Origin of the sequence: Brumimicrobium glaciale, from assembly GCF_004152935.1 — a bacterium.
Taxonomy (GTDB): domain Bacteria; phylum Bacteroidota; class Bacteroidia; order Flavobacteriales_D; family Crocinitomicaceae; genus Brumimicrobium; species Brumimicrobium glaciale.
Genome location: NZ_SETE01000002.1, coordinates 444203 through 470691 on the forward strand (window position 1 = coordinate 444203; position 26489 = coordinate 470691).

18 protein-coding genes are annotated in these 26489 nt (G+C 33.6%); 13 read left to right on the forward strand and 5 right to left on the reverse strand.

Annotated elements, in window-relative coordinates; genetic code table 11:
* Positions 1 to 592 precede the first annotated feature (592 nt).
* From ERX46_RS05530 to ERX46_RS05570, 9 genes are all read left to right on the forward strand, one after another.
* Entirely contained in the window at positions 593 to 2785 is a 2193-nt protein-coding gene (locus ERX46_RS05530; protein ID WP_130092844.1) for a S9 family peptidase, read from the forward strand.
* Positions 2786 to 3036: 251 nt separating this feature from the next.
* Positions 3037 to 4323 carry a citrate synthase gene (locus ERX46_RS05535; protein ID WP_130092845.1) on the forward strand — a complete coding sequence of 429 codons (1287 nt, stop codon included), beginning with the start codon at positions 3037 to 3039 and terminating at the stop codon, positions 4321 to 4323.
* Between the two features lie 334 nt (positions 4324 to 4657).
* Positions 4658 to 6805, forward strand: coding sequence for a cation:proton antiporter (locus ERX46_RS05540; RefSeq protein ID WP_130092846.1), 2148 nt, complete (start codon positions 4658 to 4660; stop codon positions 6803 to 6805).
* Positions 6806 to 6907: 102 nt separating this feature from the next.
* Complete coding sequence (locus ERX46_RS05545) at positions 6908 to 7153, forward strand: AbrB/MazE/SpoVT family DNA-binding domain-containing protein (RefSeq protein WP_130092847.1); 246 nt, start codon at positions 6908 to 6910, stop codon at positions 7151 to 7153.
* A gap of 335 nt (positions 7154 to 7488) precedes the next feature.
* Complete coding sequence (locus ERX46_RS05550) at positions 7489 to 10980, forward strand: toxin-antitoxin system YwqK family antitoxin (RefSeq protein ID WP_130092848.1); 3492 nt, start codon at positions 7489 to 7491, stop codon at positions 10978 to 10980.
* 15 nt (positions 10981 to 10995) lie between these two features.
* On the forward strand, positions 10996 to 12741 hold the full coding sequence (locus ERX46_RS05555) for a hypothetical protein (protein ID WP_130092849.1): 1746 nt from the start codon (positions 10996 to 10998) through the stop codon (positions 12739 to 12741).
* Positions 12742 to 12978: 237 nt separating this feature from the next.
* Positions 12979 to 13887, forward strand: coding sequence for a T9SS type A sorting domain-containing protein (locus ERX46_RS05560; RefSeq protein WP_130092850.1), 909 nt, complete (start codon positions 12979 to 12981; stop codon positions 13885 to 13887).
* Positions 13884 to 14696, forward strand: coding sequence for a metallophosphoesterase (locus ERX46_RS05565; protein ID WP_130092851.1), 813 nt, complete (start codon positions 13884 to 13886; stop codon positions 14694 to 14696). The genes ERX46_RS05560 and ERX46_RS05565 overlap by 4 nt, the downstream gene beginning before the upstream one ends.
* Before the next feature lie 226 nt (positions 14697 to 14922).
* Complete coding sequence (locus ERX46_RS05570) at positions 14923 to 15234, forward strand: hypothetical protein (protein ID WP_130092852.1); 312 nt, start codon at positions 14923 to 14925, stop codon at positions 15232 to 15234.
* Between the two features lie 20 nt (positions 15235 to 15254).
* On the opposite strand, the gene ERX46_RS05575 is transcribed toward ERX46_RS05570, so the two are convergent.
* The 3 genes from ERX46_RS05575 to ERX46_RS05585 all read right to left on the reverse strand — a co-directional run bounded on the left by ERX46_RS05575 (position 15255) and on the right by ERX46_RS05585 (position 18564).
* Entirely contained in the window at positions 15255 to 16655 is a 1401-nt protein-coding gene (locus ERX46_RS05575; RefSeq protein ID WP_130092853.1) for a T9SS type A sorting domain-containing protein, read from the reverse strand.
* A 156-nt stretch (positions 16656 to 16811) separates the two neighbouring features.
* Positions 16812 to 18062, reverse strand: coding sequence for a peptidase T (gene pepT / locus ERX46_RS05580; RefSeq protein ID WP_130092854.1), 1251 nt, complete (start codon positions 18060 to 18062; stop codon positions 16812 to 16814).
* A 148-nt stretch (positions 18063 to 18210) separates the two neighbouring features.
* The gene (locus ERX46_RS05585) at positions 18211 to 18564 is read right to left on the reverse strand and encodes a hypothetical protein (protein WP_130092855.1); all 354 of its coding nucleotides are present in this window, start codon (positions 18562 to 18564) and stop codon (positions 18211 to 18213) included.
* Positions 18565 to 18659: 95 nt separating this feature from the next.
* On the opposite strand from ERX46_RS05585, the gene ERX46_RS05590 reads away from it, so the two are divergent.
* Both ERX46_RS05590 and ERX46_RS05595 read left to right on the forward strand, forming a co-directional pair.
* On the forward strand, positions 18660 to 19085 hold the full coding sequence (locus ERX46_RS05590; protein ID WP_130092856.1) for an antitoxin Xre/MbcA/ParS toxin-binding domain-containing protein: 426 nt from the start codon (positions 18660 to 18662) through the stop codon (positions 19083 to 19085).
* Positions 19086 to 19087: 2 nt separating this feature from the next.
* A complete protein-coding gene (locus ERX46_RS05595; RefSeq protein ID WP_130092857.1) occupies positions 19088 to 19543 on the forward strand; it encodes an RES family NAD+ phosphorylase in 456 nt (151 codons plus the stop codon).
* 58 nt (positions 19544 to 19601) lie between these two features.
* Here ERX46_RS05595 and ERX46_RS05600 read toward each other — a convergent pair whose 3' ends face one another.
* Positions 19602 to 20036, reverse strand: a complete 435-nt coding sequence (locus ERX46_RS05600; RefSeq protein ID WP_165366161.1) for a DoxX family protein — start codon at positions 20034 to 20036, stop codon at positions 19602 to 19604.
* A gap of 245 nt (positions 20037 to 20281) precedes the next feature.
* Complete coding sequence (gene pheT / locus ERX46_RS05605; protein ID WP_130092859.1) at positions 20282 to 22720, reverse strand: phenylalanine--tRNA ligase subunit beta; 2439 nt, start codon at positions 22718 to 22720, stop codon at positions 20282 to 20284.
* A gap of 163 nt (positions 22721 to 22883) precedes the next feature.
* Between pheT and ERX46_RS05610 the strand changes: the two genes are divergently transcribed.
* Together ERX46_RS05610 and ERX46_RS05615 are read left to right on the forward strand one after the other, a co-directional pair.
* Positions 22884 to 24563, forward strand: coding sequence for an RluA family pseudouridine synthase (locus tag ERX46_RS05610; protein WP_130092860.1), 1680 nt, complete (start codon positions 22884 to 22886; stop codon positions 24561 to 24563).
* A gap of 743 nt (positions 24564 to 25306) precedes the next feature.
* A complete protein-coding gene (locus ERX46_RS05615) occupies positions 25307 to 26422 on the forward strand; it encodes a DNA polymerase III subunit gamma/tau (protein ID WP_130092861.1) in 1116 nt (371 codons plus the stop codon).
* The last annotated feature ends 67 nt before the right edge of the window (positions 26423 to 26489 follow it).

The window sequence follows — 26489 nt, forward strand, 5'->3', positions numbered from 1 at the left end:
ATTCTACCCTGATCTTAATGGAAGGTTTTAGAATATTAATTCAATATTAATCTGAACTACTTAATAATAAAGATATTTGAAGAAGTGATTCCTCGGCACTTTAATTATTTGGTAAGAATTAAAACTTTGTCGGAATGACAGTCAAGTTGGTAGGTTTTCGGGGAAAGTGTTGCTCAAGCGGAACTTGAGCAACACTTTCCCCGACCAATAAATCCGAACCTCTTGTCATTCCAACAGAGCACCGCGACGAGGAATCTCTTTTTTTATTTTATAAAACATTACGATAGTTTTGTAAATAGAGTGAATCCGTTTAGTGACTCGAAGCTTTATATAGTTGAAAAAATTCAATATTCCATTAAAATAGTGGTAGAACCAAATATACAATGAACTATATTTCAGAACAATAAAGCCAGCAGGACGGCGTATTAATAGCCAAAGACGTAAGTCCTTGGTATAATATCAACAGAGACAAAACAAAACCCAACAAAATCATATAAAACTAGAATATTTCGAATTAGCAACCATTTGGAATTTCATGAAGCAACTTGAGAATAAGGAATTTCTTTTATCTTCGTAAAAAAATAATTTCGGCATGAAAAACATCATTTTATCAGCATTGATAATAGCTTTTACAAACTTTTTAGGTTTGGCACAAGAAAAAGATTCAACTAACGAATTAACAGTTGAAAAAATCTGGAAAGAATATCAATTCTATGGAAATGGAATTAGTGGATTCCGTTCAATGAAAGATGGAGAACATTATTCTCGTTTCGCTTTAGTGGATGAAAAAAAATCTATCATGCGTTATTCGTTTGAAGACCTTTCGGGAACTGGTGAAAACATCCTCGATGGAAAAGAACTTGTTTATAAAGGTGTTGAATTAAAAGTTGACGGATACGAATTCAATGATGATGAAACAAAACTACTGCTCACCGTAAATCGTCAAAAGCGATACAGAAGAAGTTTCTCAGCTGAATATTACTTGTATGATTTAAAGTCTAAAACTCTTTCTCCGCTCGATTCAGATAGAAAACCACAAACTTTAGCATCTTATTCTCCAGATGGTGAAAAAGTGGCCTATATATATAGGAATGATATTTACGTCAAAACTATCGCAACTGGAAAAGTTAAAGCCATTACTAAGGATGGAAAAGAAAATGAAATTATCAATGGAACCACGGATTGGGTTTACGAAGAGGAATTTGCTTACACGAAAGCTTATGATTGGTCTCCAAACAGTGAAAACATTGCGTTTTTACGTTTTGATGAAAGTGAAGTAAAGGAATTTACGATGATGTATTTTGAAGACCTCTACCCTAGTCCTTATACTTTTAAATATCCAAAAACGGGAGAAGACAATTCAAAAGTATGTTTGAAGGTAGCCAAAGTAAAAAATGCAAAGACCACAACCATTGAATTAGGAGACTACGAATACATTCCAAGAATAAAATTTTCATCTGCTGAAAATAAATTAATGGCATTGACTTTAAACCGTCATCAAAACCATTTAAAATATCATTGGATAGATGTTGAAGAAAAGAACATGACAGCCAAAGTTATTTATGAAGAAAAAGATGATGCTTATGTTGAAATAGATGATAACTTATACTTCCTGAAAGACGGAAAACACTTTATCAGAACAAGTGAAAAGGATGGTTACAATCACATCTATAAAATTGGAATTGACGGATCGAGTCAGCAAATTTCAGAAGGAAAGTGGGATGTTATTGAATTTATGGGAATCAATGAAGAAAAAGGGATTTTGTATTACACATCAGCAGAAGAAGGCCCGCAATATACAGCACTATATTCTATTCACTTAGATGGAACAAAAAAAGACCAAATCAGTGATAATAAAGGAACAAATTCGGTTACTTTTTCTCAAGGAATGCAATATTACGTTAACCGTTGGTCAAACATCAATACACCTCCTGTTTATTCTTTACATAATGCAAGTGGAAAATTGATTATGGAATTAGAGAATAATGAAATCTTAAAATTCTTAATCAATGAAATGGATTTTCAACCGAAGAAATTTATTGAAGTTGAAGGCGCAGACCATGATTTGAATGCGTGGATTTTGTATCCGCCAAACTTCGATAGCACAAAACAATATCCTGTATACTTTAATATATATGGAGGTCCAGGTTCCAATATGGTGAAGGATGCTTATGATGGAGGAAATGGAGCTTATCACCAATTATTGGCACAAAAAGGATACATTGTAATGAGTGTTGATCCAAGAGGAACAATGTACAGAGGTGCTCAATTTAAAAAATCGACTTATTTACAACTGGGAAAATTAGAGACAGAGGATATGATTGCTGTTGCTCAGTACATAAAGAAATGGGATTTCGTTGATCCAAATCGCATCGGAATAATGGGTTGGAGTTATGGTGGTTACATGGCTTCATTGGCAATAACAAAAGGTGCAGATGATTTTAAAATGGCTATTGCTGTAGCACCAGTAACGAATTGGAGATATTATGATAATATTTATACAGAGCGTTTCATGCGCACTCCACAAGAGAACCCTTTAGGATATGACGATAATTCCCCTATTTTTCATGTCGATAAATTAAAAGGAAATTATTTTATCATTCATGGTTCTGGAGACGATAATGTGCACGTGCAAAACACTATGGAAATGATTACAGCTTTGGTGAAAGCAGATAAAGATTTTGATCAATTTATTTACCCAAATAAAGACCATGGAATTTATGGTGGAAACACTCGAAATCATTTATTCAGAATGATGTTAGCCTATACTTTAGAAAATTTATAACGAGTTTTATAAACTAGGATTAAAGATGTGAAATTTTCTTGTAAAGAAAAATTATTAAAAGTTTAGCGCTTAGGCGAATAAAATTTTACAAAAAGATTAAAAAAAATAAGTCTGAAAATTAAGAAGTTGTGAACTTATTGACATTACGTATGTTCTATAGAGAAAAGAACTGCCAAATAAAAGTGAAATAAATGAAAGTTTTCATTAACTTAGGCAACCAAATTAAAATACATTAAAACGAGTAAAAAAAAATGAGCGAGACTGCAAAAATAGAAATTGGAGGGAAAACATACGAATTCCCTGTTATCACTGGTACGGAGAATGAAAAAGCAATAGACATCAAGAAATTGAGAGGTACTACTGGAGTAATTACAATAGATCCTGGTTTTAAAAACACAGGAAGTACAACTAGTGCAATCACCTACTTAGATGGAGAAAACGGAATTTTAAGATACCGAGGATATCCAATTGAACAATTAGCAGAAAAAGCGACATTTTTAGAGGTGGCTTTTCTTCTTATCTATGGAGAATTACCTACTGAAACTCAACTAACAGATTTTAAAAAGAGTATTACGAATCACACATTGGTTCATGAAGACATGAAGCAGTTTTTTGAAGCTTACCCTTCAAAAGCGCATCCAATGGGAGTTTTGGCATCAATGGTAGTTAGCTTATCTACTTTTTATCCTGAATCTCAAGATCCAAACAGATCACCAGAAGCAGTTGATTTAACAATTCACAGATTACTTGCTAAACTTCCAACTTTAGCAGCAATGTCATATAAAAATGCTGTTCGTCATCCTTTTATTTACCCAAAAAATGAATTGGATTATGTTGAGAATTTCCTCAACATGATGTTCGCAATGCCAACTGAAGAATACAAACCAAATCCAGTTGTTGCAACAGCATTAAATAAATTATTAATTCTTCATGCTGATCATGAGCAAAACTGTTCTGCATCTACTGTAAGAATTGTTGGATCATCTCAAACTAATCTTTACGCATCTATCTCTGCTGGTATTTCAGCATTGTGGGGACCATTACATGGTGGAGCAAACCAAGCAGTTATTGAAATGCTTGACAAAATTCAAGCTGATGGAGGTGACTTAGACAAGTGGATTGCTAAAGCAAAAGACAAAAATGATTCTTTCCGTTTGATGGGATTTGGACACAGAGTTTACAAAAACTTCGATCCACGTGCTAAGATAATTAAGAAAGCAGCTGATGATGTTCTTGAACAATTAGGTGTAAATGATCCAGCTTTAGCAATTGCTAAGAAAATGGAGAAAATTGCATTGGAAGATCCTTACTTTATTGAAAGAGGTTTATATCCAAACGTAGATTTCTATTCTGGAATTATTTACAAAGCATTGGAGATTCCTTCTGAAATGTTTACTGTAATGTTCGCAATTGGTAGATTACCAGGATGGATTGCACAATGGAAAGAAATGGTTGAAAACAAAGAACCAATTGGAAGACCTCGTCAAATTTATACAGGTGCTACTGAACGTGACTACGTTTCTATTGAAAAAAGATAATTTCAAAAACATAAATTTATATAAAGTCCAGGCGTTATCGTCTGGACTTTTTTTTTGATGAATTTTTAAGTAGAAATGCTTTTGTAGATTCTAAAAAGCTTCTTCCCTCCTTTCTGGTTAAAATTTAAGAATTCTTTTACTTTCCTTTTGTAAACAGTCAATCAATCCTATTATATTTATTTTTCACCTCTTGTTTTTCGAATCAAAATATCACTACATTCGACTTAAAATTACGGAGTGTTTCAAACCTACTTCCACAAAGCCATATACCTTTCAAACATTGATAAACAGGCTTAGAAATATGTTTGGATTTCCAACTTAAAAAGGAGAAATAATGACATTAATAAGTATACTCGATACAACTCTGCCCCTTACTGACCCAATATTAAAATTCCTTTTGATATTGATGATTATTCTATTTGCTCCTATTCTTTTGAACAAAATCAAAATTCCACATTTACTGGGGTTAATTATCGCTGGAGCAGTAATCGGACCTTATGGAATTAACCTAATGGAGCGAGACAGCAGTATCATTTTATCCGGAACTGCGGGACTACTTTATATCATGTTCTTGGCCGGATTAGAAATGAACATGGCTGACTTCAAAAAGAACAGTGGGAAAAGTATGGTTTTTGGAATGTACACATTTTTAATTCCGATGGGATTGGGATTTATCTCTGGTTATTATGTATTGAATTTTACTTGGCCAACCTCTGTATTATTAGCAAGTATGTTTGCATCACATACGCTCATCGCCTATCCATTAATCAGTAGCTTGGGAGTCGCTAAAAACAAAGCGGTAAATATTACGGTTGGCGGAACAATGATCACTGACACCCTAGCACTTTTAGTTCTGGCGGTGATTGTTGGGGTAACTACTGGAGAAGTGAACACTGAATTCTGGATTAGACTTTCTGTTTCACTTGTATTGTTTGCGTTGATTGTCATGTTGATATTCCCAATCATTGCAAGATGGTTTTTCAAACGTTTCGATGATAAGGTTTCTCAATACATCTTTGTGTTGGTAATGGTTTATTTAGGAGCTGTATTGGCCGAATTAGCTGGTGTGGAGGCTATAATTGGAGCTTTCTTAGCTGGACTCGCTCTCAATAGATTAATTCCATCAACTTCTCCATTAATGAACAGGATTGAGTTTGTTGGAAACGCCATTTTCATTCCCTTCTTTTTGATTGGAGTTGGAATGCTTATCGATTACCGCGTGTTCTTCAAAGACAATGAAACAATAAAAGTTGCTGCGGTAATGATTGTTGTTGCTACATTTTCGAAATTCCTAGCCGCTTGGTTGACTCAAAAGACATTCAAGTTTTCAGCGGATGAAAGAAGATTGATTTTTGGATTAAGTAATGCACAAGCAGCAGCAACTTTAGCGGCGGTCTTGGTTGGATACAATATTATATTGGGCGAAACTTCATCAGGCGAACCCATTCGATTATTGAGTGAAAGTATTTTAAATGGTACTATTTTAATGATTCTCTTTACTTGCACAATTGCATCATTTGCAGCTCAAAAAGGAGCGAAAAACATTGCTTTAGCCGAAGCAAGTGACATAACTGATGAAACGGAAGATGAAGAATTAGAAAGGATTTTAATTCCAATCAATAACCTTGAAACGACTGAAGAATTGGTCAATTTAGGAGTTACCATAAAGTCCAAAAAGAATACAGATGGTTTATATGCTTTAAAAATCATTGACAATACTACACCAGATAGTTCGGATAAAAAAGCGAAGATCATATTGAATAAAGCAGCTGTTACGGCTGCAGCAACTGACAATAAACTGCATGAATTACTCCGTTATGATTTGAATATTGTGAATGGAATAACAAGCGTTGTTAAAGAAAATAAAATCACTGATATAATTCTTGGACTACATGTAGCCAAAGGAATTTCAGCTAGTTTTATAGGACATTTAACTGAAGGCATTTTAACAAAGTGTAATACGACGACTTTAATTTACAAGCCAGCTCAACCATTTGGAACAATTAAAAGACATGTTATTATCGTTCCAGAACATGCTGAGAAAGAATTAGGATTTCCGTTCTGGTTGATAAAAGTTTGGAACATCGCAAGAAACTCAGGTGCAAAGCTTCATTTCTACGGACACAAAGACACTTTGAAAATCATAAAAGAAGTTCAAACAAAACATCCAATAGAATGTGAATTCGAAGAGTTTAGTGCGTGGGAAGATTTCTTAATTCTCTCTCGAAACTTTCACAAAGATGATAACTTGATTATCATTTTAAGTCGCAAAGATAAACCTTCCTATCATTCAAGTATGAATAAAATCCCACATTATTTGAACAGGTATTTCGAAACAACGAGCTATATTCTGATTTTCCCAATGCAAGCTGGAGTAATGGATAAAAGTCAGATGAATTTAAAAAATGCGACTTTCATAGAACCAATGGAAATGTTGGAAGATATAAGAAAGAATATCTCGAATATATTTAAGCGGAAGTAAGAATTTGAGTCGATTAAACGTAACTTAGAAATAATACACTTTCATAGATAGATTAGTTTTGCAAAATAAATTGTAATAACCTTGTATTTAGACAAAAATACAATGGAAATTTCAATAATTAAAATCGGAAAATCAAAAGGTATTCTAATTCCAAATGAGATTTTAAAGCAATACAACATAGGTGATAAAGTTGAAATGACTTTAGAGGAGAATCATATAATCTTGCGTCCGATTGAAGAGCCTAGGACAGGATGGGATAAAGCGTTTAAGAAGTTGCATGAAAACGGTGATGACAATTTATTGATTACAGATGTTTTCGAAGATGAGTCGTTTGAAGATTTAGGCTAAAACTCTGAGCTGCACTTTCAGCGCGTGAAAACACCCTCAATTCAGCAGAACGCGTTGCGTCCTGCTGAGTTGATCTGGACTTTCAGCCCGTACTAATTTTGACATAATCACTTAAAATGACTTCGGTTTGAAAAGGCAACTCAATTTAAAATCTTCCGTTAACTCAAATAAAAATATCCTAAGAATTAGAATCTTTCACGCTTTTATCTAAATTGATTAACTTTAAAGATTAAGAAAATAAGTTTTCATGATCAGAATAAGAGTGGATTTCCAATACTATTTTGAACGAATAACACTTTAAACTGTACAAAATTAAAATCCCAACAAATTTAAAAATGAAGATTTACCATAAACTCATATTCCTTCTGCCTTTCCTCCTATTCAACTCATTTTATTCATTCTCTCAACCAGGGAATAAATTCAACGATTCTTACAGGAAACTGGCTGGAAATGATACAATTTTTAATAAGAAAGAAATCATCATTCTTAATGCTTCAAAAGACACTATAGAAATTAGTGGTTTTAAAAACGGAGAATTAAATGGAGATCAAACATTGTTTTTTGATAACGGAGAGATAAAACTCATTGCGAATTATAAAAACGGATTGCTTAAAGGAAAAGTAGAATACTTTGATCGAAATAATAAGCAATTAACACGAACTGAAAATTACAAAGCCATCCCTAAAGAAGGCATTTCTGTTTTACATGGAAAAGTAATTGCGAATTATCTAAATGGTGGAATTAAGGAAGAATACATTTACAAAAATGGATCTAAAAATGGAAAATACACTATTTACCAACAAAATGGAGGTTTAAAAGAGAAAGGAAAGTTTGAAAATGATTTGAATATTGGGAATAAGTTGTCTTATGGGAACAATGGTATTTTACAAAGAGATGAGAATTATATCATCATTGACAATCCGAAATCTATTGACAATATATCTAAGAAGGAGAATAGAGAAAAAAGTTCATCTGATGTAAGGAAGGAAATTCAATATGTACCTGAAAAAATATCAGTTTTAGATGGTTCAATTAAATATTACCATTACAACGGGAATATTTCTTCCGATTTACAATTCAAAAATGGACAAAAAGATGGATTATGTAAAGAATATCACCAAAATACAAACAACACATTAAAGTCTGAGGTTATTTTTAAAGACGGATTGGAACATGGTTCATTTATTCATTTTGACAATGAGGGCAATGAAGCACGAAAAGGAATTTACTATAGAGAAATAGCAGTTGGAGACACGGTTTACAAAAACGTATATGATGGCAAAATCACGATTTATAATAGTGGTAAACTTCAACGCATAGAAAATTGGGAGAACTTTATGAGAAATGGAGTTCAGGAAGATTACTCCTATCACACAGGAAAACTATCAATTAGAACACACTTCAAAGATAATCTGAAGTCTGGAGTTGAAGAACGTTTTGATACAGATGGACTAAAAATCTACGAAGGACATTTTGAAATCCTTCATATTGATGGAAAAAAAGTCTCTCAACAAACAGGACTAGAAACTAGCTGGACGAAAGGTCAACTTCGTTACACAACCATGTGGGAAAATGGCAAAAAAGAAGGGGCCACAAAGCAGTTCTATGAAAATGGTGCACTTGAAAGAATCATGCATTTTTCTGATGGAGAACTAGATGGTTTGTACAAAACTTATTATGAAAACGGACAAATCAAAGAAGACTATATGTATCAGCGTGTTTATAGTTCTCGCAAGCACATTGGTTGGAACAGGACTTATGATGAATCTGGTGAACTAACGAGAGTATTTCATGCACAAGGAAATGACAAGAATAGCATAGGATTAAATTATGAAAATGGGAAATTAAAAGAATTAAGTATTACTGATGCCCTAAACTTTGAGATTTCACTAGACCAAAAGATAAAATCAATTCACTGGTTAAGGCATTCTCGACCTAGTTTCGGATATAATATGTTCACCAATCAGCAATTGAGGAGAATTCATTTTATTGCAGATAAACATTATACTACAACTGCAAATTTCACCTCCAATGGAAAATTAAATCAAGTTTATACCAGTACAGGTAATTCCGTTGATGAAGAGGAAATTGATAAAATCGCAAAAAAAATAGCTGACCAATACAATCCAAATTGGAATAATGAGAAATTAATTACAGAAGGATTCAAAGATGGAAAATACCAATGGAATTATAAAAATGGATTTCCGTTTTTTGAAATAGAATTTAAAGACAGTTTACCCAATGGGACTTGGATTTCTTACAATCCAATTGATGGTGACACTTTAACTCATGCAGAATACAACAAAGGACTTCCGATTGGGAATTGGGTAGATAAAACGGTTGACGGAGTGATTAAATCACGGATTTCTTACTTTCCAAATCATAAAGTGAAAAATGGCTATTCTTATGCAAACGAAGGCTTTTTAAGGGAGGTGAGAAAATATGACAGTCTTGGAAAAGAACAATATTTCGCTGATTATTACGAAAATGGAAATTTGAAAAGCATGCGAGAGCCGGAATTGAGCAACAGTATTAGTATGTGGGAAAATGGTGATACTTCAAACTTTAATTTCTTAAATACGGCTGGAGATTCTATAAAGCTAGAACGTCAATTCTATAAAGGGAACATTCTAAGATTACAACGTCGAAACAATTTTACAACAGGTTTAGGGGAAGTAAAAACATATTATGAAAATGGTCAGCTCAAAACTTCACATGAAATGAAGGACAGCAAGACTCATGGCCTTTACAAAAATTTAGATGAAGACGGGAAGCTTATCAACACAGGATATTTCAAGGATGGAAAAAGACATGGACAATGGATAAAGTATGACGAGAAAAGTGATGCTGAAATTAGTCAATTCGAAAATGGTGAGTTTATTATTGACAAAAGTTTAGAAGATGAAAACTCATGCAGATGTTATGACAAAACATTGAAATCTGGTAAAATTGGATATGCTGGTTCCCTATCTCGTTTTGAAGAATTTGAAAATATCAAAGATTTTATTCCAAAAACGATAATTCCTATTGACAGTTTTAACTATGAAAATATTTTCTACGTTGGTTTACAAACCAGTAACAGTCATTCAGGTGGGTTTACAAGTATGAAATTATTGATGTTTAAAGAGTTTTCTTTTCATTATCCAGCGGTTAATTTCCTGAAATTCAATTTGAATCCATGTAAAACGGAAGGATACATCAGTAACATAGAGGGGAACTTTAACTACAGTTATTCAAATGAGAAAACTGTTTACGCATACTTGGGTACAAAAACAATTGCGATTGGTCTGCAGCAGAATCCGTTGGTTGATTTGAACAATAAACCTTTTACCATTCATTTTGAAACGAAAGGAATGAATTTCGATGAAAATGACATTAAAAGTATTCAATTTATTGATGAAGACAGCACTTGTTATCCACTAGGAATCATCAATGATTTAATGAAAATTGAAATCTCTAAAGCTGAATTAGATATTCAACCTTCAAGAGGGAAGTACTTTGATGTTCCTCTATTACCGAATGAATCTCAGCAGTTCTATGGTTTCAATATCACCGAAGCCAAAGTAGATTTTGATTATGTAAATGGAAAAGATTCTATTCAAATTAAAGCCAACGTAAATCGAATTGTTGCTGGAGCTAATTATGTTGCCGGAAGAATTGAAGTGGAAGGGAAATCCGATAACGTGAATGAATTTACACTCAAAAATGGTAAAACAATAATTAAGACAGAAGAACTCCAAAGATTCCTAGAGCAAAAAGGATTTTATCGTGTGAAAACAGAAATCAAGGAAGGGCTTTTATTCATCGAATTTTACACAGAAAAATAGTTTAAAGACAGAATAATGAAAAGAATTACAACAATATTGGCTTTATGCTTATTCTCAATAATGGGTCAAACCCAAATTTTAGACGTTTTTCAGAATAAGGAATATTCGGTTTCTTCTTATGTGTTAAGCGCTGAGATTAAAAAGGATTATTCTCCAAGTAAACTGGAAATTGTTCATGACAAAAACAAGGATAAGAATGAGGTTTGGTCGAAAATTGAAGATCAATTCTTCTCAAAAGCAACAGCGACTGTGAACGATGAAGTTTCCTTTTTTCAATTGAACAGTAAAGCTTTAAAACAACAAAGTCAGATTGAAAAATGGAATCGTTTGCAAGGAAATGATACTAGATTCTCCACTAATCCGAAATTCAAATCTATTGACATAGAATTAGTTAGTGTGCTTAATAATTGTGGAATCTATTCTATTAATTACAATTTTGAAATGAATAGCGGAGGACATTACGGAAAAGATGAAATTCCCATTAAACAATTTTATTTAGCTGATTTTGAAAAGAATACTATAATTGAAATCAACGACTCCCCGAGTGCTAAGCAGCAAGATGAATTGAGGAAATTAACACTTTCTAAATTCAAGACGCTTTACTTATTGAAAACACAGAAAATAGATTTAGACAATTTAGAAAGAATTGAGCATGCGAAAGAAAATAAAGCTATAGGACTAGAAATTGAATCGAAAATCTACTTCTCAGAAGCACTTGTTTATCCTTATTTAACTGGTGTTATAGTTGAATTCCCAGAACGATCCAATTCCTCTGAACTTTTCAATAATGAGTCATTTCGTGTGTTTCTAAAGGATGAAGAAGTTCAAGAATTACTGAAAGTTTATCCTGAATTTAAACCTGCTTTCAAAAATGATTTGACTCCATCCTCAAAAACACAAATTGAACAATTGAATAACGATAACAACTTTGATTTGTCAAGGTTTCAACATGCTCCAAAAGAATTGCAAATGTTGGATATTCTTGATTTTGAACAAAAAGTCTACACGATGAAAATCACGAGTTACCAACTCAATGATACCAATAGGAGATTTATGGGAACGAAAAAGATATTCTTTAATAAGTCCCAGCAGGTTAATCTAATTGAGTACAATGATGAATACGGTAAAATCAGAAGTGAAGAAATATATAAGTACAATGCTAAGAATCAATTGGAAAACATAGGAACTTCGGATCGTGATAAATCATTAAAATTGTATCATTATAAAAATGATATTTTAGATTATACTGAGAATTATGAGCTCGATGTTGAATCAAGTTACCAAGGAACAAATGTTGATTTAGAAATAGAACAAGAGCATATTATTTACAGTAACAACTATCAATATACGCTAAGATTAAACCTAGTTGGTGAATTTAATACCAGAGCTTATACGCAACTTCGATATTTAGAAAAGAACCAATTCTGTACAAATTCCTATTGTGTTCTCACTGATGAAAATCAAAATATAATTGGAGTTAAACAAAAAAGATCCGGATTATTTGATATTCTAACCAATGACAAAAATCAACCAGTTGAAAGTTATATTGACAATGACAGGCACCAACATTTCTTCACTTATGACGAACAAGGAAGAATTATAGAACTGAATTCGAAATCTGACTCTCGAAACTCATTTCTAGTTACTTACAAATATCATATGGATAAAACTAAAGCCTTAGTGATTAAAGAAGTAAGAGGTTCTTATTCAAATGAAACTGTTATTGAGCATGTTTATGAGTTTGGGTTTTGGGAGGAATAATTATGCGCTGTAATGGAACGCGGATGACGCGGATCTCCGAACGCGGATTAAAGGCGGATTTTTATTTTTGTAAAATTAAAAAACAAAAACACAGACTGATTTTTAAACTAAAAAATCCGTGATTATCCGTGTTGCTTCAGCATCCGCGTCATCCGCGTTCCGTCATCAGAACAACAACTTTTGTGGATTAAAAATTAAATTCATAAATTTAACCATCAATAAATTAAAAACACGAACATGAAAACACTTCTACTCTTCTCATTTCTACTCCCTACTCTCCTATTCGGACAAATCATTAACCATTTTTCTCACCAAGACGCAAAATGGAATGTTGCTAAAACTTTTATTGCTGGGAACCCAGAACATCCAAGTTTTGTAGCTACAACAACGGCAATTTATGGTTTTCAAGGAGACAGCACAATAAATGGCGAAACATGGTCAAAAATGTATTCTACAAGCGATTCTCTATTTCAAAACAATCTTGTATTTGAAGGCTTAACGAGAGTTGAGAATGATTTAATTCTTTACAGAAACTCGAATAATCCTGTTGACACACTTTATAATTTTGGTTTATCAGTTGGCGATAGTGTGCTTTATGATTTTAATGGAACACCAGAATGGTTATACCTTGAATTAATTGAAAATATTCAAATCGATGGACAAACCTATCGGAAATTTAACTTTACAGAACCAAGTTTAATGGGATTCTTTCACCTCGGTGAAGAATGGATTGAAGGAATTGGAAGTATTCATGGTCCGCTATTCCCTCACACACCTATTCTTTTCAGCGAAGAAATGCCAGATTCATTGTTTTTAACTTGTACTTACGCTAATTCTCAGGATTTATATCAAAGTCCTAAATATTCAAATTGCTACGTCAATATAACTTTAGGTATTGAAAACCAAGAAGCGATCAATTTCAGCATTTATCCAAATCCGGTAAGTTCAATTTTGACGATTGAGAGTTCTCAGAAATTAAATTGCGATATTGAGATTTATGATGTTAATGGGAAGTTGGTGCATTCAGTAAAAGCTAATGGAGAAACGACGACAATCGATGTTTCTGATTTTGAAAATGGAGTTTATTTCTTACATTTTGAAGTTGGAGGTCAGAAGATGGTGAAGAAGGTTTTGGTTGAGAAATGAGAAAAATCAGTAGAAGGAAATTTGTAAAAGGAAGTGTTTTAACTGCGCTGGGATTAATTCTACTCGACTCTTTATGGTTTGAGAAATATGTAATCGATTGGAACTATTATGATATTGCGAAGTCAAATGATAACAAAATTAAAATTATTCAAATATCAGATTTACATTTTGACAAACTACGGTATTTTCATAAAACAATCGCTAAAAAGATAAATTCAAAAAAGCCAGATCTAATCTTTATTACAGGAGATTCTCTTGACAAGCCTAACAATACGGAAGCCTTAAATCAATTTCTAGAATTGATAGACAACTCTATTCAAAAGTACGCCATTACAGGAAATTGGGAATATTGGGGAAATGTGGATTTAACAGAGCTAAAACAGGTGTATGAAGCTAACAATTGTCAATTACTCATCAATGAAAACCGAACAGTTTCAATTCGAAATAGAGAAGTCTCAGTTATTGGAGTTGATGATTTAGTTGGTGGGAATGCTGATTTCACAAAGTCAATAGAAGACCTCACTCCTTCTGATACAAATATCGTTTTATCTCATTGTCCAATATACAGAGATACGATTACGGAGCAAAAAGGTGATTTGAATATTGACTTAGTTCTTTCTGGACATACACATGGTGGACAAATTACCTTATTCGGTTATGCACCATTTAAACCTGAAGGAAGTGGGAAGTATTTGAAAGGATGGCACAAAGATGTTGAACCAAAAATGTATATTTCAAAAGGTATAGGAACTAGTGTTTTACCTATTCGTTTTGGAGCAAGAGCAGAAATGGTAGAAATGGATATTTAAAGCGTTGAAAGATAGAAAAAAAATTCAAAATACATTTTATGGGGACTTTATTTATTTAATTATGTGTTTCGGTATTCTAAAAGTGTTACAAATTATGAGATTATTTTATTATTTAAAACATTAGTTGACAACTTTAATTCTTGATACTTTAATATAAAAAAATAAGAATCTTTAATTTGGGTATATTTGATGTTATTCGAACAATGTTTAAAAAAAATTAAAGGTTATGGATGTTCATTTTGATATAGTACGTATTGGTGAAATTAGAAAAAATTTTCTTGCTGAAAAATTATTAAAACAAAACTTAATATCTCTTAAAGACAATATCGTTCGTTTTTTTAAAGAATACACAGACAAAGACTTAAAAGTTATTCATTTGATAGTAATAATTCCAGGAAAAGGTTATGTAGTATCAGTTGATGCAGAAAATATTAAAGATTCCCTGATGAAAATTGATTTTATAAATGCTTTTTCAAACTTTATTTACAAAGGGAGATCATCTACTATTGACCAAAACATGCACAATAGAGTATTTTAAGTATTTCTCATATTATGATTCTACCTCAAAACCAACCTCTTCTTCTTGCCATTCACCTCCAAGATATAAATCCCACGCTCAACACCTCTCAAATCAACTATCTCCTTATGACTTCGAACCATTCCATCAAAAACAACCTTCCCTTCTAATGAAACAACATTAAATGGAATATGATTTTCGAATTTACTCATTGAAATTGTAATATTTCCATTAGATGGATTTGGGTAAACTTCAAAGTCAATAGATTCGGCTTTATAGTCGTTTACTGAAAGATTGCAGTCTGCTCCGTTATAAAACAAATAGTTGGCAGGAATATTTGTAAAAACATGTCCTGCTTGTTTGCCACCAAGATTAAAAGATGTCATGGAGAAATCGCAATTTGTACCCAAAGAATTTGGACAATTAATAACCCCAGGAAGTGAACCTGCATCAACATTAAAAAGGTAGACTCTAGCATCTGGAGTTAAATACAATCTACTTGCTGTAACACCAGAATTAATAGTCACTTTACTTCCAAAAATATTTGTAGCAGTTAAATCATATTGATTCAAATTACCACTTCCAATTGCGTATAAAACTTTTCCATTGGGAGAAAATGCAAAAGATGATTCTGGAAATGATCTAATAACTGAAAGTTCATTCAATAAATTATTATAATTATATAGTATTCCTCCAACAATAACGTGTTCTTTAGAAGGTGAAAATACAATTCTCTTCGCTCCTTCCACATGAACTTTTATATTTCCAATTCCATTATCATCCACTTCTATGCTGTATAACGAATCTAGAGTATAAGAGAATACAAACCATCCATCATCATTTGCATTTGAAATTGCTGCAAGTGGTTCATGGTTCGTGCTCAATCCAAAGCCAGGATCAAACGGAACAACTTGATTCCCCTTATTCACAACTTTACCCAATCCATTATTAGCATCCATATCAATTTCACAATATGTTAATCCTGAATTATAACTCGGAGTTGTGACTGAACTTTCAACACAATCACGCATGAAAATATAATAAGTTGAATTACTTGGGCTTGCGCTACCATCAAAATTTGAATTACTTGGAGATTTAGGAAAAGCAACCGCACCATCAAAAGAACTAATACATCCGCTTTCACTGCCTAAGATTCCATTCTCCATAATTACATGATTAGCGTTCCAAACAGCGCCTACACTTGCAGGAACAGTTGGACTATCACCTCCATTACTATAAAAGAGTAAATCTCCATTTTGAGAACACATTGAAGCGGCTGACTCAACTCCTATCATTTGACTATTGGTCAAAACGTAAGGATTTCCTCCTGTAAAATCAATTCCTGCCGTTCCGAAATAGCATTTATCATACTCTCCTTGAGCATACAAAGAACCGCAAGAAATAAAAGTTAAAATCGTGTAAAATAGTAGTTTCCGCATCATCTTTTTGTTACAATTTACGAAAATATTAATGGAAATAAAAAAATCCAGCTACCTCGAGTTTACAACTCGTGGGCTGGATCTTTTTTATTATCAATTAAATAAGTTCGAAGTTCTTTCGCTCTTTGCTCTAACTCTAAGCATAAATAAAGCTGCGCTTTATTTATGCTGCTCCCAAATTTGAACCAACTCTCCCATCGTCTGAACAGCCTTCTGCATATCTTGAACACTCACGTATTCATGCTTAGAATGTATTGCCATTTCACCTGTAAACAAGTTTGGACAAGGTAATCCCATGAAAGATAAACGTGAACCATCTGTTCCACCACGAATAATAACTGGACGAGGCGTGATATCCGCTTTTTTCATTGCTTCGATTGCATAATCAGTAACAAAAGGAACAGTTTTTAGAATTTCCTTCATGTTTCTGTATTGCTCTGTTATTTCAAACTCCATGCTCGCACCAGGATATTCGGTAACAACTTTCTCAGCTATTTCTTTCAAACGAGCTTCATATTCAGCTAATTTACTTGTTTCGTGATCACGAATGATAAATCCGATTGTAGCCTTCTCTTGAATTCCATCAAATGCTGTTGGATGAACAAATCCTTCTCTACCTTCCGTAGTTTCTGGTGACCAGCTGTCATTTGGAAGTGCAGCAAGTATTTTACCTCCGATTTTTAAAGCATTAACAATTTTCCCTTTCGCATAACCTGGGTGAGCGCTTACACCATGAACTGTGATTTTAACTGCATCTGCAGAAAAGCTTTCGTCTTCAATAGAACCTAAAACTCCTCCATCTAAAGTGTAACCGTAGTCAGCATTCAGCTTCTCCATATCTAAATGATCAACTCCTCTACCAACCTCTTCGTCTGGTGTGAATAGAATACGAATATCTCCGTGCTTAATCCCAGGATTTCCCATCAAATATTCCACGAAATCCATGATACATGCAACACCTGCTTTATCATCTGCTCCAAGCAAAGTCAAACCACTTGCAGTAATCAAATCATCTCCAATCTTTTCCTTTAGGTAAGGATGCTTTTCTGTTGTGATAACCTGAGCGTTATCGTCTGGAAGTGTAATTGGATTCCCGTCGTAGTTTCTATGTAGAATTGGCTTAACATTTTTCCCTGTCACGTCTGGCGCAGTGTCCATGTGTGCACAAAAACATACTGTTGGAACATCATTCGAAGTATTTCCTTTTACCGTTCCAAATACATAACCCCATTCATCCATTTCAGCATCTTTTACACCTAAATCAAGTAATTCTTGAAGTAAGAGTCTACCTAAATCTTTTTGTATCTCTGTAGATGGAAATGAAGTTGAATTTGGATCTGCTGTTGTATCGATTTGTACATAACGCATCAAACGCTCTGCTACCTTGTGATTATAATCTTTTATTGCCATAATTTTTGATCTTTTATTGAATTGCTAAGTTAACGAAAAATCAGGAATCTTGAAGCAATTTAAGCAAGGAGAATTCAACACATAAACCAAGGCTGTTCGCTAATTAAGAATCATGAAAAGGAGTCTTAAATTTCAGAAAGGAAAAAATTTAACCGAAGTTCCAACGGGCTCCGTGTATGAGAATATCAATAAAAAAGTATAACAAAATAAAGGTCAGCCCAAATAACGGAGCAATCAAACTTCCTTTGATCCATAAACGAATCTTTTCGTCTTTTGAAGAATTTTGATTTAATAAATGAACTATAACAGCGTTAGTGGTTAAACAAACTGAAAAAACCACCAGATAAAATAATGCGCCGTAGCTATAATCATCTACCCGTAAAGCCTCAATTAATGCTACCCAGTTGTACAACTTATAAAATACAAGTGGACTGATTACAGCGCACAATAAAATAGTTATTCGTCTCCTGAATTTAAAGCTCTCTGCAATGCGTATCTTCATTCTTCAAAGGTAATTAAATATAAATTATGTCAAAAAAAAGTACAATTACTTGTAAGTCAAAGTAAATATACTTAATTTCGTGTAAAGCAATAATTATGAGCACAAAAGAACATCCATATAAGATTGAAGAAGCACCCGCTACAGTATCTGATGTAGAAATGGTTTACTACGTCAATTCAGTCAACATAGCAAGTAGAGAGTTTAAATTCTTCAAAAAATTAGCTCGAAAAACTGATAAAATAATTTCTGAATGGTTCAATATCAGTGAAAAAACGTTTCAAAACTACAAAAATTTAAAAACAGAAATCTCCATGCCATTCAAAGAGAAGTTTTTACTTTTAGTATCACTTTATAAAAAAGGCGAGTTGGTTTTTGGTTCAAAAGAAGCTTTTAATCATTGGTTAGAAACTCCAAATTTTCAATTCAACAACACGCCTCCAGTGGAGTTTTTTAAAAGTATTTCAGGTATAAGGTACATCGAAGATCGTTTAACAGGAATAGAATACGGTGATAACGCCTAAATATGGAAGTATTTAGAATTTCGCATACAAAACATTCAAAAGAATTATCGAGTTCTGGTTCTGCAAATCGATGGAATAGAAAAAATGAATTTGTCATTTATACAGGCTCCTCAAGGTCTTTGTCTACCCTCGAATTAGTCGTTCATCGAAGCTCCATAAGTCCATTCCCAAACTACGAGGTTATGATTATTTCTATAGCGGATGAAGAAGAATTGGTTGAACAAGTTTCAATTACGAACTTACCAAAAGACTGGCGAAAATTCCAAATGTACCCTAGACTGCAAGAAATTGGATCTGAATGGTACAAAAGTAAACGTACGTTAATTCTCAAAGTTCCTTCTGCTATAATCACCCAAGAATATAATTACATCATCAATACACAACATCCTTTATTTATAGAAAAAGTGAAATTGGTTAGAAATGAAGATTACTTTTTTGATGGGAGGTTGTTTTCTTAAACCTTTTATTTTTCATGCTTAAACAGCACCCTATCGGAGATGAAATCACACCTGCTAGTTATCCTTTTTTAGAATAATGCTTTTGAATCAGATAATCCACTGATAACTTATCCCATTTTCTCGGTAAGAAAAGCAACGCCACTAACAAGATTGTACGGTTCATTACATGAGACAAATCCCAAATTGGTTCAGCTAAACCATGACCAAATGTTACGATAATCAAAACTGAGCCAAGAGCATATAACGCAATGTTCGCTCTCAGGCCTACGACCAATAGAAATCCACCAATCAACTCCACATACGAAGTATAATAAGCTGTTATATGAATAACATAGTCCGGAAGAATATCTTTAAACGTATCACCGAAGAAGTCAGCATTAATGACATTCTCCATTCCCCAAGTAAAAACCTTTCCAAATCCTTGCATTAGAAAGATCAAACCTAAAAGCATACGAATAATAAAAACACCTACTACTTTATTTACATCAATCATTTTCATGGATTTTTACTAAAGATTAAAATATTTATTCTTCACTAATCATTTCAACAAAGGCGGGCTAAGCATGAGATTATAAGAATTGAGGCGCAATCTCTTGCTTTTTTGATGGCAGGTTGTTTTGAATAAATTCCCGTGGGGGGTATTTCCGTGGGGAGGTTATTTACGTGGGGCTTTTTATTTCCGTGGGGGTTTTTATTTCCGTGGAGGCGCAATGCATTGCGCCTCTACGGAAATAAAAATTATGATCTTAATTCCGCTTTTAACTGTCCTTCTAATTGCATACGGATATTTTCCATAACCTTATCAATCTGATCATCTTTCAATGTTTTCTCTTCATCTTGGAAATAGAAACTAACAGCATAAGACTTCTTACCTTCTGGTAATTTATCTCCTTCATACACATCAAAAAGATTTACTTCTTTCAATAATTTTCTATCCGTTTTGCGTGCCACTTCTTCAATTTCTTGGAAAGTAACAGCCTTATCTAACAGCAGAGAAAAGTCACGACGCATTGCAAAAGTCTTTGGTAAAGGTTTGAACAAAACTTTGTTTCTATTGCCTAAACTAAGAATCATATCCCAATCTAAATCAGCGATATAAACCCTTTGTTTTAAACCTAAGCTTTTATTCATTTTTGTACTTGTCCAACCAATTTCTCCAATCTTATCTTTCTGAACATACAATTGCATTCCGTCTTCAAGGATTGATTTCTTTAAACCTTTCATTGATGCCATTCCATCCAACCCAAGTCGATCTAAAATCGCAGTAACAATTCCCTTTAGCGTAAAGAATGAAACCTCTTCTTGGTTTGAATTCCATTGTTCTGGATCTTTCACACCCGTTAAGAAAATCGATAAACGTTTGTTCTCATGAAATTCTCCGTTAAACTTTTGGTAAATCTTACCAAATTCAAATAATCCTAAATCAGAGTTTTGACGGTTTTTATTGTGAGCTACAGTTGATAATCCTTGAAAAATCAATGATTGACGCATCACATCTAAATCTAAACTCAATGGATTAAGCATCTTCACTGAATTGTCATTCGAGAAGGCTTCTCCTCCATGATCATCTATTAAATTACTTGATGTCAAGGAATTATTCATCATCTCGAAATAACCTTGAGACACCAATAAATCAGCAATTGTATTCAGTTTCATCTCTTCACTTCTCAAGTTTTGATCTGAAAGACTGATGTTCCATTTCTGTGGAAGTTCAATATTATTAAATCCATAAATCCTCAACACTTCCTCGATAACGTCAGCCTCACGGGTAACATCAACACGGTAAGTTGGGATTTTCAATTTAACTTGATCTCCATTATTTTGTAAAATCTGAATATCTAATGCATTTAAAATCTCACCCACTTTCTCCACATCAATATCATTCCCAATCAATTGATTACATCTTGAATAACTAAACATTACTTCGTTTGGTTCAACACGTTTTGGATAAAATGGAATTGGTTCATGAGAAATATTTCCTTCGGCAAGCTTTGCAATCAATGTCGCCGCTCTTTTCATTGCGAATGGAATCATACAGATATCCACACCTCTTTCATAACGGAAAGACGCATCTGTATTCATTCCATGACGTTTTGCAGTCTTACGAACGCTTATTGGATTGAAATAAGCCGCTTCAAGGAAAATTGAAGATGTTTCATTATTCACACCTGAGTTAGCACCACCAAAAACACCTGCAATAGCAAGATTCTTTATTCCATTGGTAATCATCAAGTCTTGGTCTGACATTGTGCGCTCAACGTTATCTAAAGTCATGAATTTCTCACCTTCTTCAGCGTGCTTCACAACGATCTTCTCACCTACTTTGCTTAAATCGAATGCATGTAAAGGCGTTCCCAATTCATGCATTACAAAGTTGGTAACATCAACAACGTTGTTGATTGGCGTTAATCCAATTGTCAACAAGTAATTCTTCAACCAATCTGGCGAAGGCTTTACTTTCAAATTAGAGATAACGCAACCCATATATCGGGTACAATCATCTGGTGACTGAACTTCAATTTTCACTTTCTCACCACTCTCAAACACTTCGTAAGCGCTAATATCTGGTAAAAGTAAAGAGCTTTTTTCAACCTTATGAACTTTGTTATAAGCCACAATATCACGTGCTACACCCAAATGACCTAAAGCATCACTTCTATTTGGTGTTAATCCTATTTCAATTCTATAATCATCTGCTAAGTTAAAATAGTCAGCAGCTTTTTGTCCAATTTTAGCGTCCTCGGGCAATACCAAAATTCCATCATGAGAAACGCCCATTCCTAATTCATCTTCAGCGCAAATCATACCGAATGATTCAACACCTCTAATTTTTGCCTTCTTGATTTTAAAAGGCTCATCAGGATTTGGGAATAAAGTAGTTCCAACAGTCGCTACTACAACTTTTTGTCCGGCAGCAACATTTGGTGCTCCACAAACGATTTGAACTTCTTCATCTTCCCCGATATTTACGCTCGTAACATTCAGACGGTCAGCGCCTTCATGAGGCACACAACTCGTCACCTGACCAATTACAACGCCTTCCAATCCACCTTTAATGATCTCAACTTTTTCAAGACCTTCAACTTCAAGCCCAGTATCCGTAAGGATTTCACTCAAACGTTCAGGTGAATGCTCAGTTTTAACGTAATTTTTTAACCAGTTATATGAAATCTTCATGCTTCTTTAATTTCGGTATTTTTCAATATGCAAAAATAGTCAAATTATTGTGGATAGAGGACAATGGATAATAGGTAATTGACAATTATCAAATGTTAATTATCAATTATAAAATCTCATGTCTATATTTGCATCAAATTTCAATTCCAAATAGCACAAGTCAATGCAAAATCCTTCAAGATTTATTCCTTTTAAAACTGAATTACCCGCTATTTCATTGCCTGAGCAATTTACTTATCCGTTTTATTATACTCCGCATCCATTAGCCCTAACTGCTACAGAAGAATTGCAATCATACATAGAAACGCATGACTGGAACCACAATTTTGGAATAGATGCGAATGCGGATGGACTAGAAATAGGGAAAATGTTTGGCGTTTTGGTTGTTGAGAATCCTCAAGGAGAATTGGGATATTTAGCAGCTTTCTCAGGGAAATTGGCGAATTCTAATCACCACAAATACTTCGTTCCTCCGGTTTTTGATATGTTGACAGAAGGAAGTTTCTTTTTGGAAGGCGAGTTAAAAATTAACGCAGTGAACGCTAGAATCGCTGAATTAGAAGGAAATGAAGAATTTATAAAGCTTAATCTAGAATTCAAAATTCTTCAGAAATTATTAATTGAAGAAGAAGAAGCACTGCGTGAAAAAATGCGGAATGCAAAAGCCAATCGAAAGCAACAGCGTCAAGAAAACGAAGGGAAAATGAATTCTGCTGACTTTGAAACGTTGATGAATTCTTTAGCGGATGAAAGTATAAAATACAAAACTGGTTTAGCACAATTTAAACGCAATCAGAAGGAACAACTTACTGATATTCAAGCTAAGTTGAGTCCTTTTACAGATGAGTTAGAATTACTACTTCAAAAACGCAAGACAGATTCAGCACGATTACAGCAAAAGCTATTTACTTCTTACAAATTCCTCAATAAAGATGGTAAAGAAGAGGCATTACTAGATATATTTAAAGATACTGCATTCAGGAAGCCTCCTGCTGGTGCTGGTGAATGTGCTGCTCCAAAACTATTGCATTATGCTTTTAAGAATGATTTAAAGCCTGTTGTGATGGCTGAATTTTGGTGGGGAGCACCTCCGGGAACAGAAATTCGTAAACACAAACAATTTTATCCTGCTTGTTTGGGGAAATGCAAACCAATTCTCTCTCACATGCTGCAAGGAATGGACGTTGAGGTGAATCCTTTATTGGCTAATCCGGGAATTGACAAAGTTATAAAGACAGTTTATGAAGATGATGCAATTTTAGTCATCAATAAACCACATGATTTACTTTCTGTTCCAGGAAAAGAAATTTATGACTCTGTTTATGCTCGAATTAAAAAGCAATACCCTGATGCCGAAGGTCCACTTTTGATTCACAGATTAGATATGTCGACTTCTGGATTATTGATTATCGCTAAAGATTTGAAATCACATAATTTTCTGCAGCAGCAATTTATCAAACGTAAAGTTAAAAAGACCTACACTGCCCTATTAGAAGGTTATTTAAAAGAAACTGAAGGAATTATTGATTTGCCTTTACAGCAAGATATTCTAGACAGACCGCGTCAGAAAGTAGATTTTAAAACTGGGAAATCGGCCAGAACAGAATGGAAAGTTCTAGAACGCAAGAAAGGAATGACCAGAATTGAATTAACTCCTATTACTGGAAGAACACATCAATTGCGCGTTCATTGTGCGCATGTCAAAGGATTAAACGCACCGATCAAAGGAGATGATTTGTATGGAAAAGTGAAAGATAGACTTTATTTACATGCAACAACGCTAGGTATTAAACATCCAATTACAAAGGAAGATATGTTTTTTGAAGCGCAACCAGAATTTTGATAATTGATAATTCACAATTGATAATTGATAATTGTGGTTCTACCACTATTTTAATGGGAACTCATACAATATGGATTCTAAAATATTTATCAATAATTATTCATTCCTTAAATAACTAGCTCCAGAGGAGCGACATATTAATAGCCAAGTACACTAGTGTACTTGGTTATCAATAAACAAAAAACAAACCCACCGAAATCGGTATAATTGCATGCAATTATACCGATTTCGGTGGGTTTGTATAGAGATGGATTTCATTCATATCTATTAATATGTCGTTCCTCTGGAACTGAAAATATTAAACCCATGTATTGCAGTTATTTGAACTCAAAAATGGAAACATCTATATAAAACTAGTTTTGATAAAATGGAAAGGTTAATGGTTTAACCATTAAAATCAGGGTAGAACCTCTTTATTTAATTAAATCTGCCTTTAACACAAAAGAGATCCCCCTTTTTTTCACTCCAAACCCAATCTAGGAATGTCATTCTTTAATCAATATAAATCTTTGATTTTAGTGATTGAAGGATCTTGCTGGAGCGCGAAGCATAATGATTTAAATATATGCTCAAATTAATTCTATCGGCTATTCTCTAATTACATTATTATTAAAGTGTTAATTTAGATAGCTCTGGGGATAGTAAGAAGTAAAACCATCGCATCCATCGGAGTATTGAGATTGTTTATAAATTTCTAATCCATATTAGATGGGAAAGACTTTAATTTCTATTATTTTTGTATCATGAGTGATTATATTGTTTCTGCAAGAAAATACAGACCCAAAACCTTCGATACGTTGGTGGGTCAAGGCAATATTTCTACAACTTTAAAAAATGCAATCAAAAACGATCAGTTAGCGCAAGCATTTTTATTTTGTGGTTCGCGTGGTGTTGGTAAAACATCCACTGCTCGTATTTTAGCAAAAACAATTAACTGCTCTAATCGCACTGAAAACATTGAAGCATGCGGAGAATGTCCATCATGTAAATCTTTCGATGAAGGTCAATCTTTAAACGTTTATGAATTAGATGCCGCTTCTAACAATAGTGTGGACGACATCAGAAGTTTAATTGACCAAGTTAGAGTTGCTCCACAATTAGGAGATTACAAAGTCTATATTATTGATGAGGTGCACATGCTTTCAACAGCTGCTTTTAATGCTTTCTTAAAGACATTAGAAGAGCCTCCAAAGCATGCAATTTTCATTCTTGCAACAACCGAAAAGCACAAAATAATTCCTACCATACTTTCCCGTTGTCAGATTTTTGATTTCAGTAGGATTCAAATTTCTGATATCGCTGAACACTTGAAAAAGATTTCAGTTAGCGAAGGAATTGATGCAGAAAGTGAAGGATTACATTTAATTGCTCAAAAAGCAGATGGTGCATTAAGAGATGCGCTTTCTATGTTTGATCAAATTGTAAGTTTTACAGGAAAAACATTGACTTATCAATCGGTAATAGAGAATCTAAATGTTTTGGATTACGATTACTATTTCCGATTAGTTGATTACGCTATAGAGGAGGATATTACAAGTAGTTTATTATTGTATCACGAAATCGTAAATCATGGATTTGATGGTCACCAATTCTTAGTTGGACTTTCTGAACATTACCGTAATTTATTGGTGGGTAAAAATCCAAAAACCGTCGAATTACTCGAAGTTGGAGATTCTATTAAGCAACGTTACAAAGACCAGTCAGCAACAATTGACGCTAAACACATAATGCGTGCACTTGGAGTTATAAGTAGCGCTGACACTAATTATAAAGCAGCTAAAAATCAGCGGTTACTCGTTGAATTAACTTTGATGCAATTGTGTTCGATTAAAAACGAGCTCGAAAAAAAAAAGCCTTAACTGACCCTGTTGAGATCATTCCTTTTAAAGGACAAAAAGACAGTAAAGCATTACGCGATAATAAAGG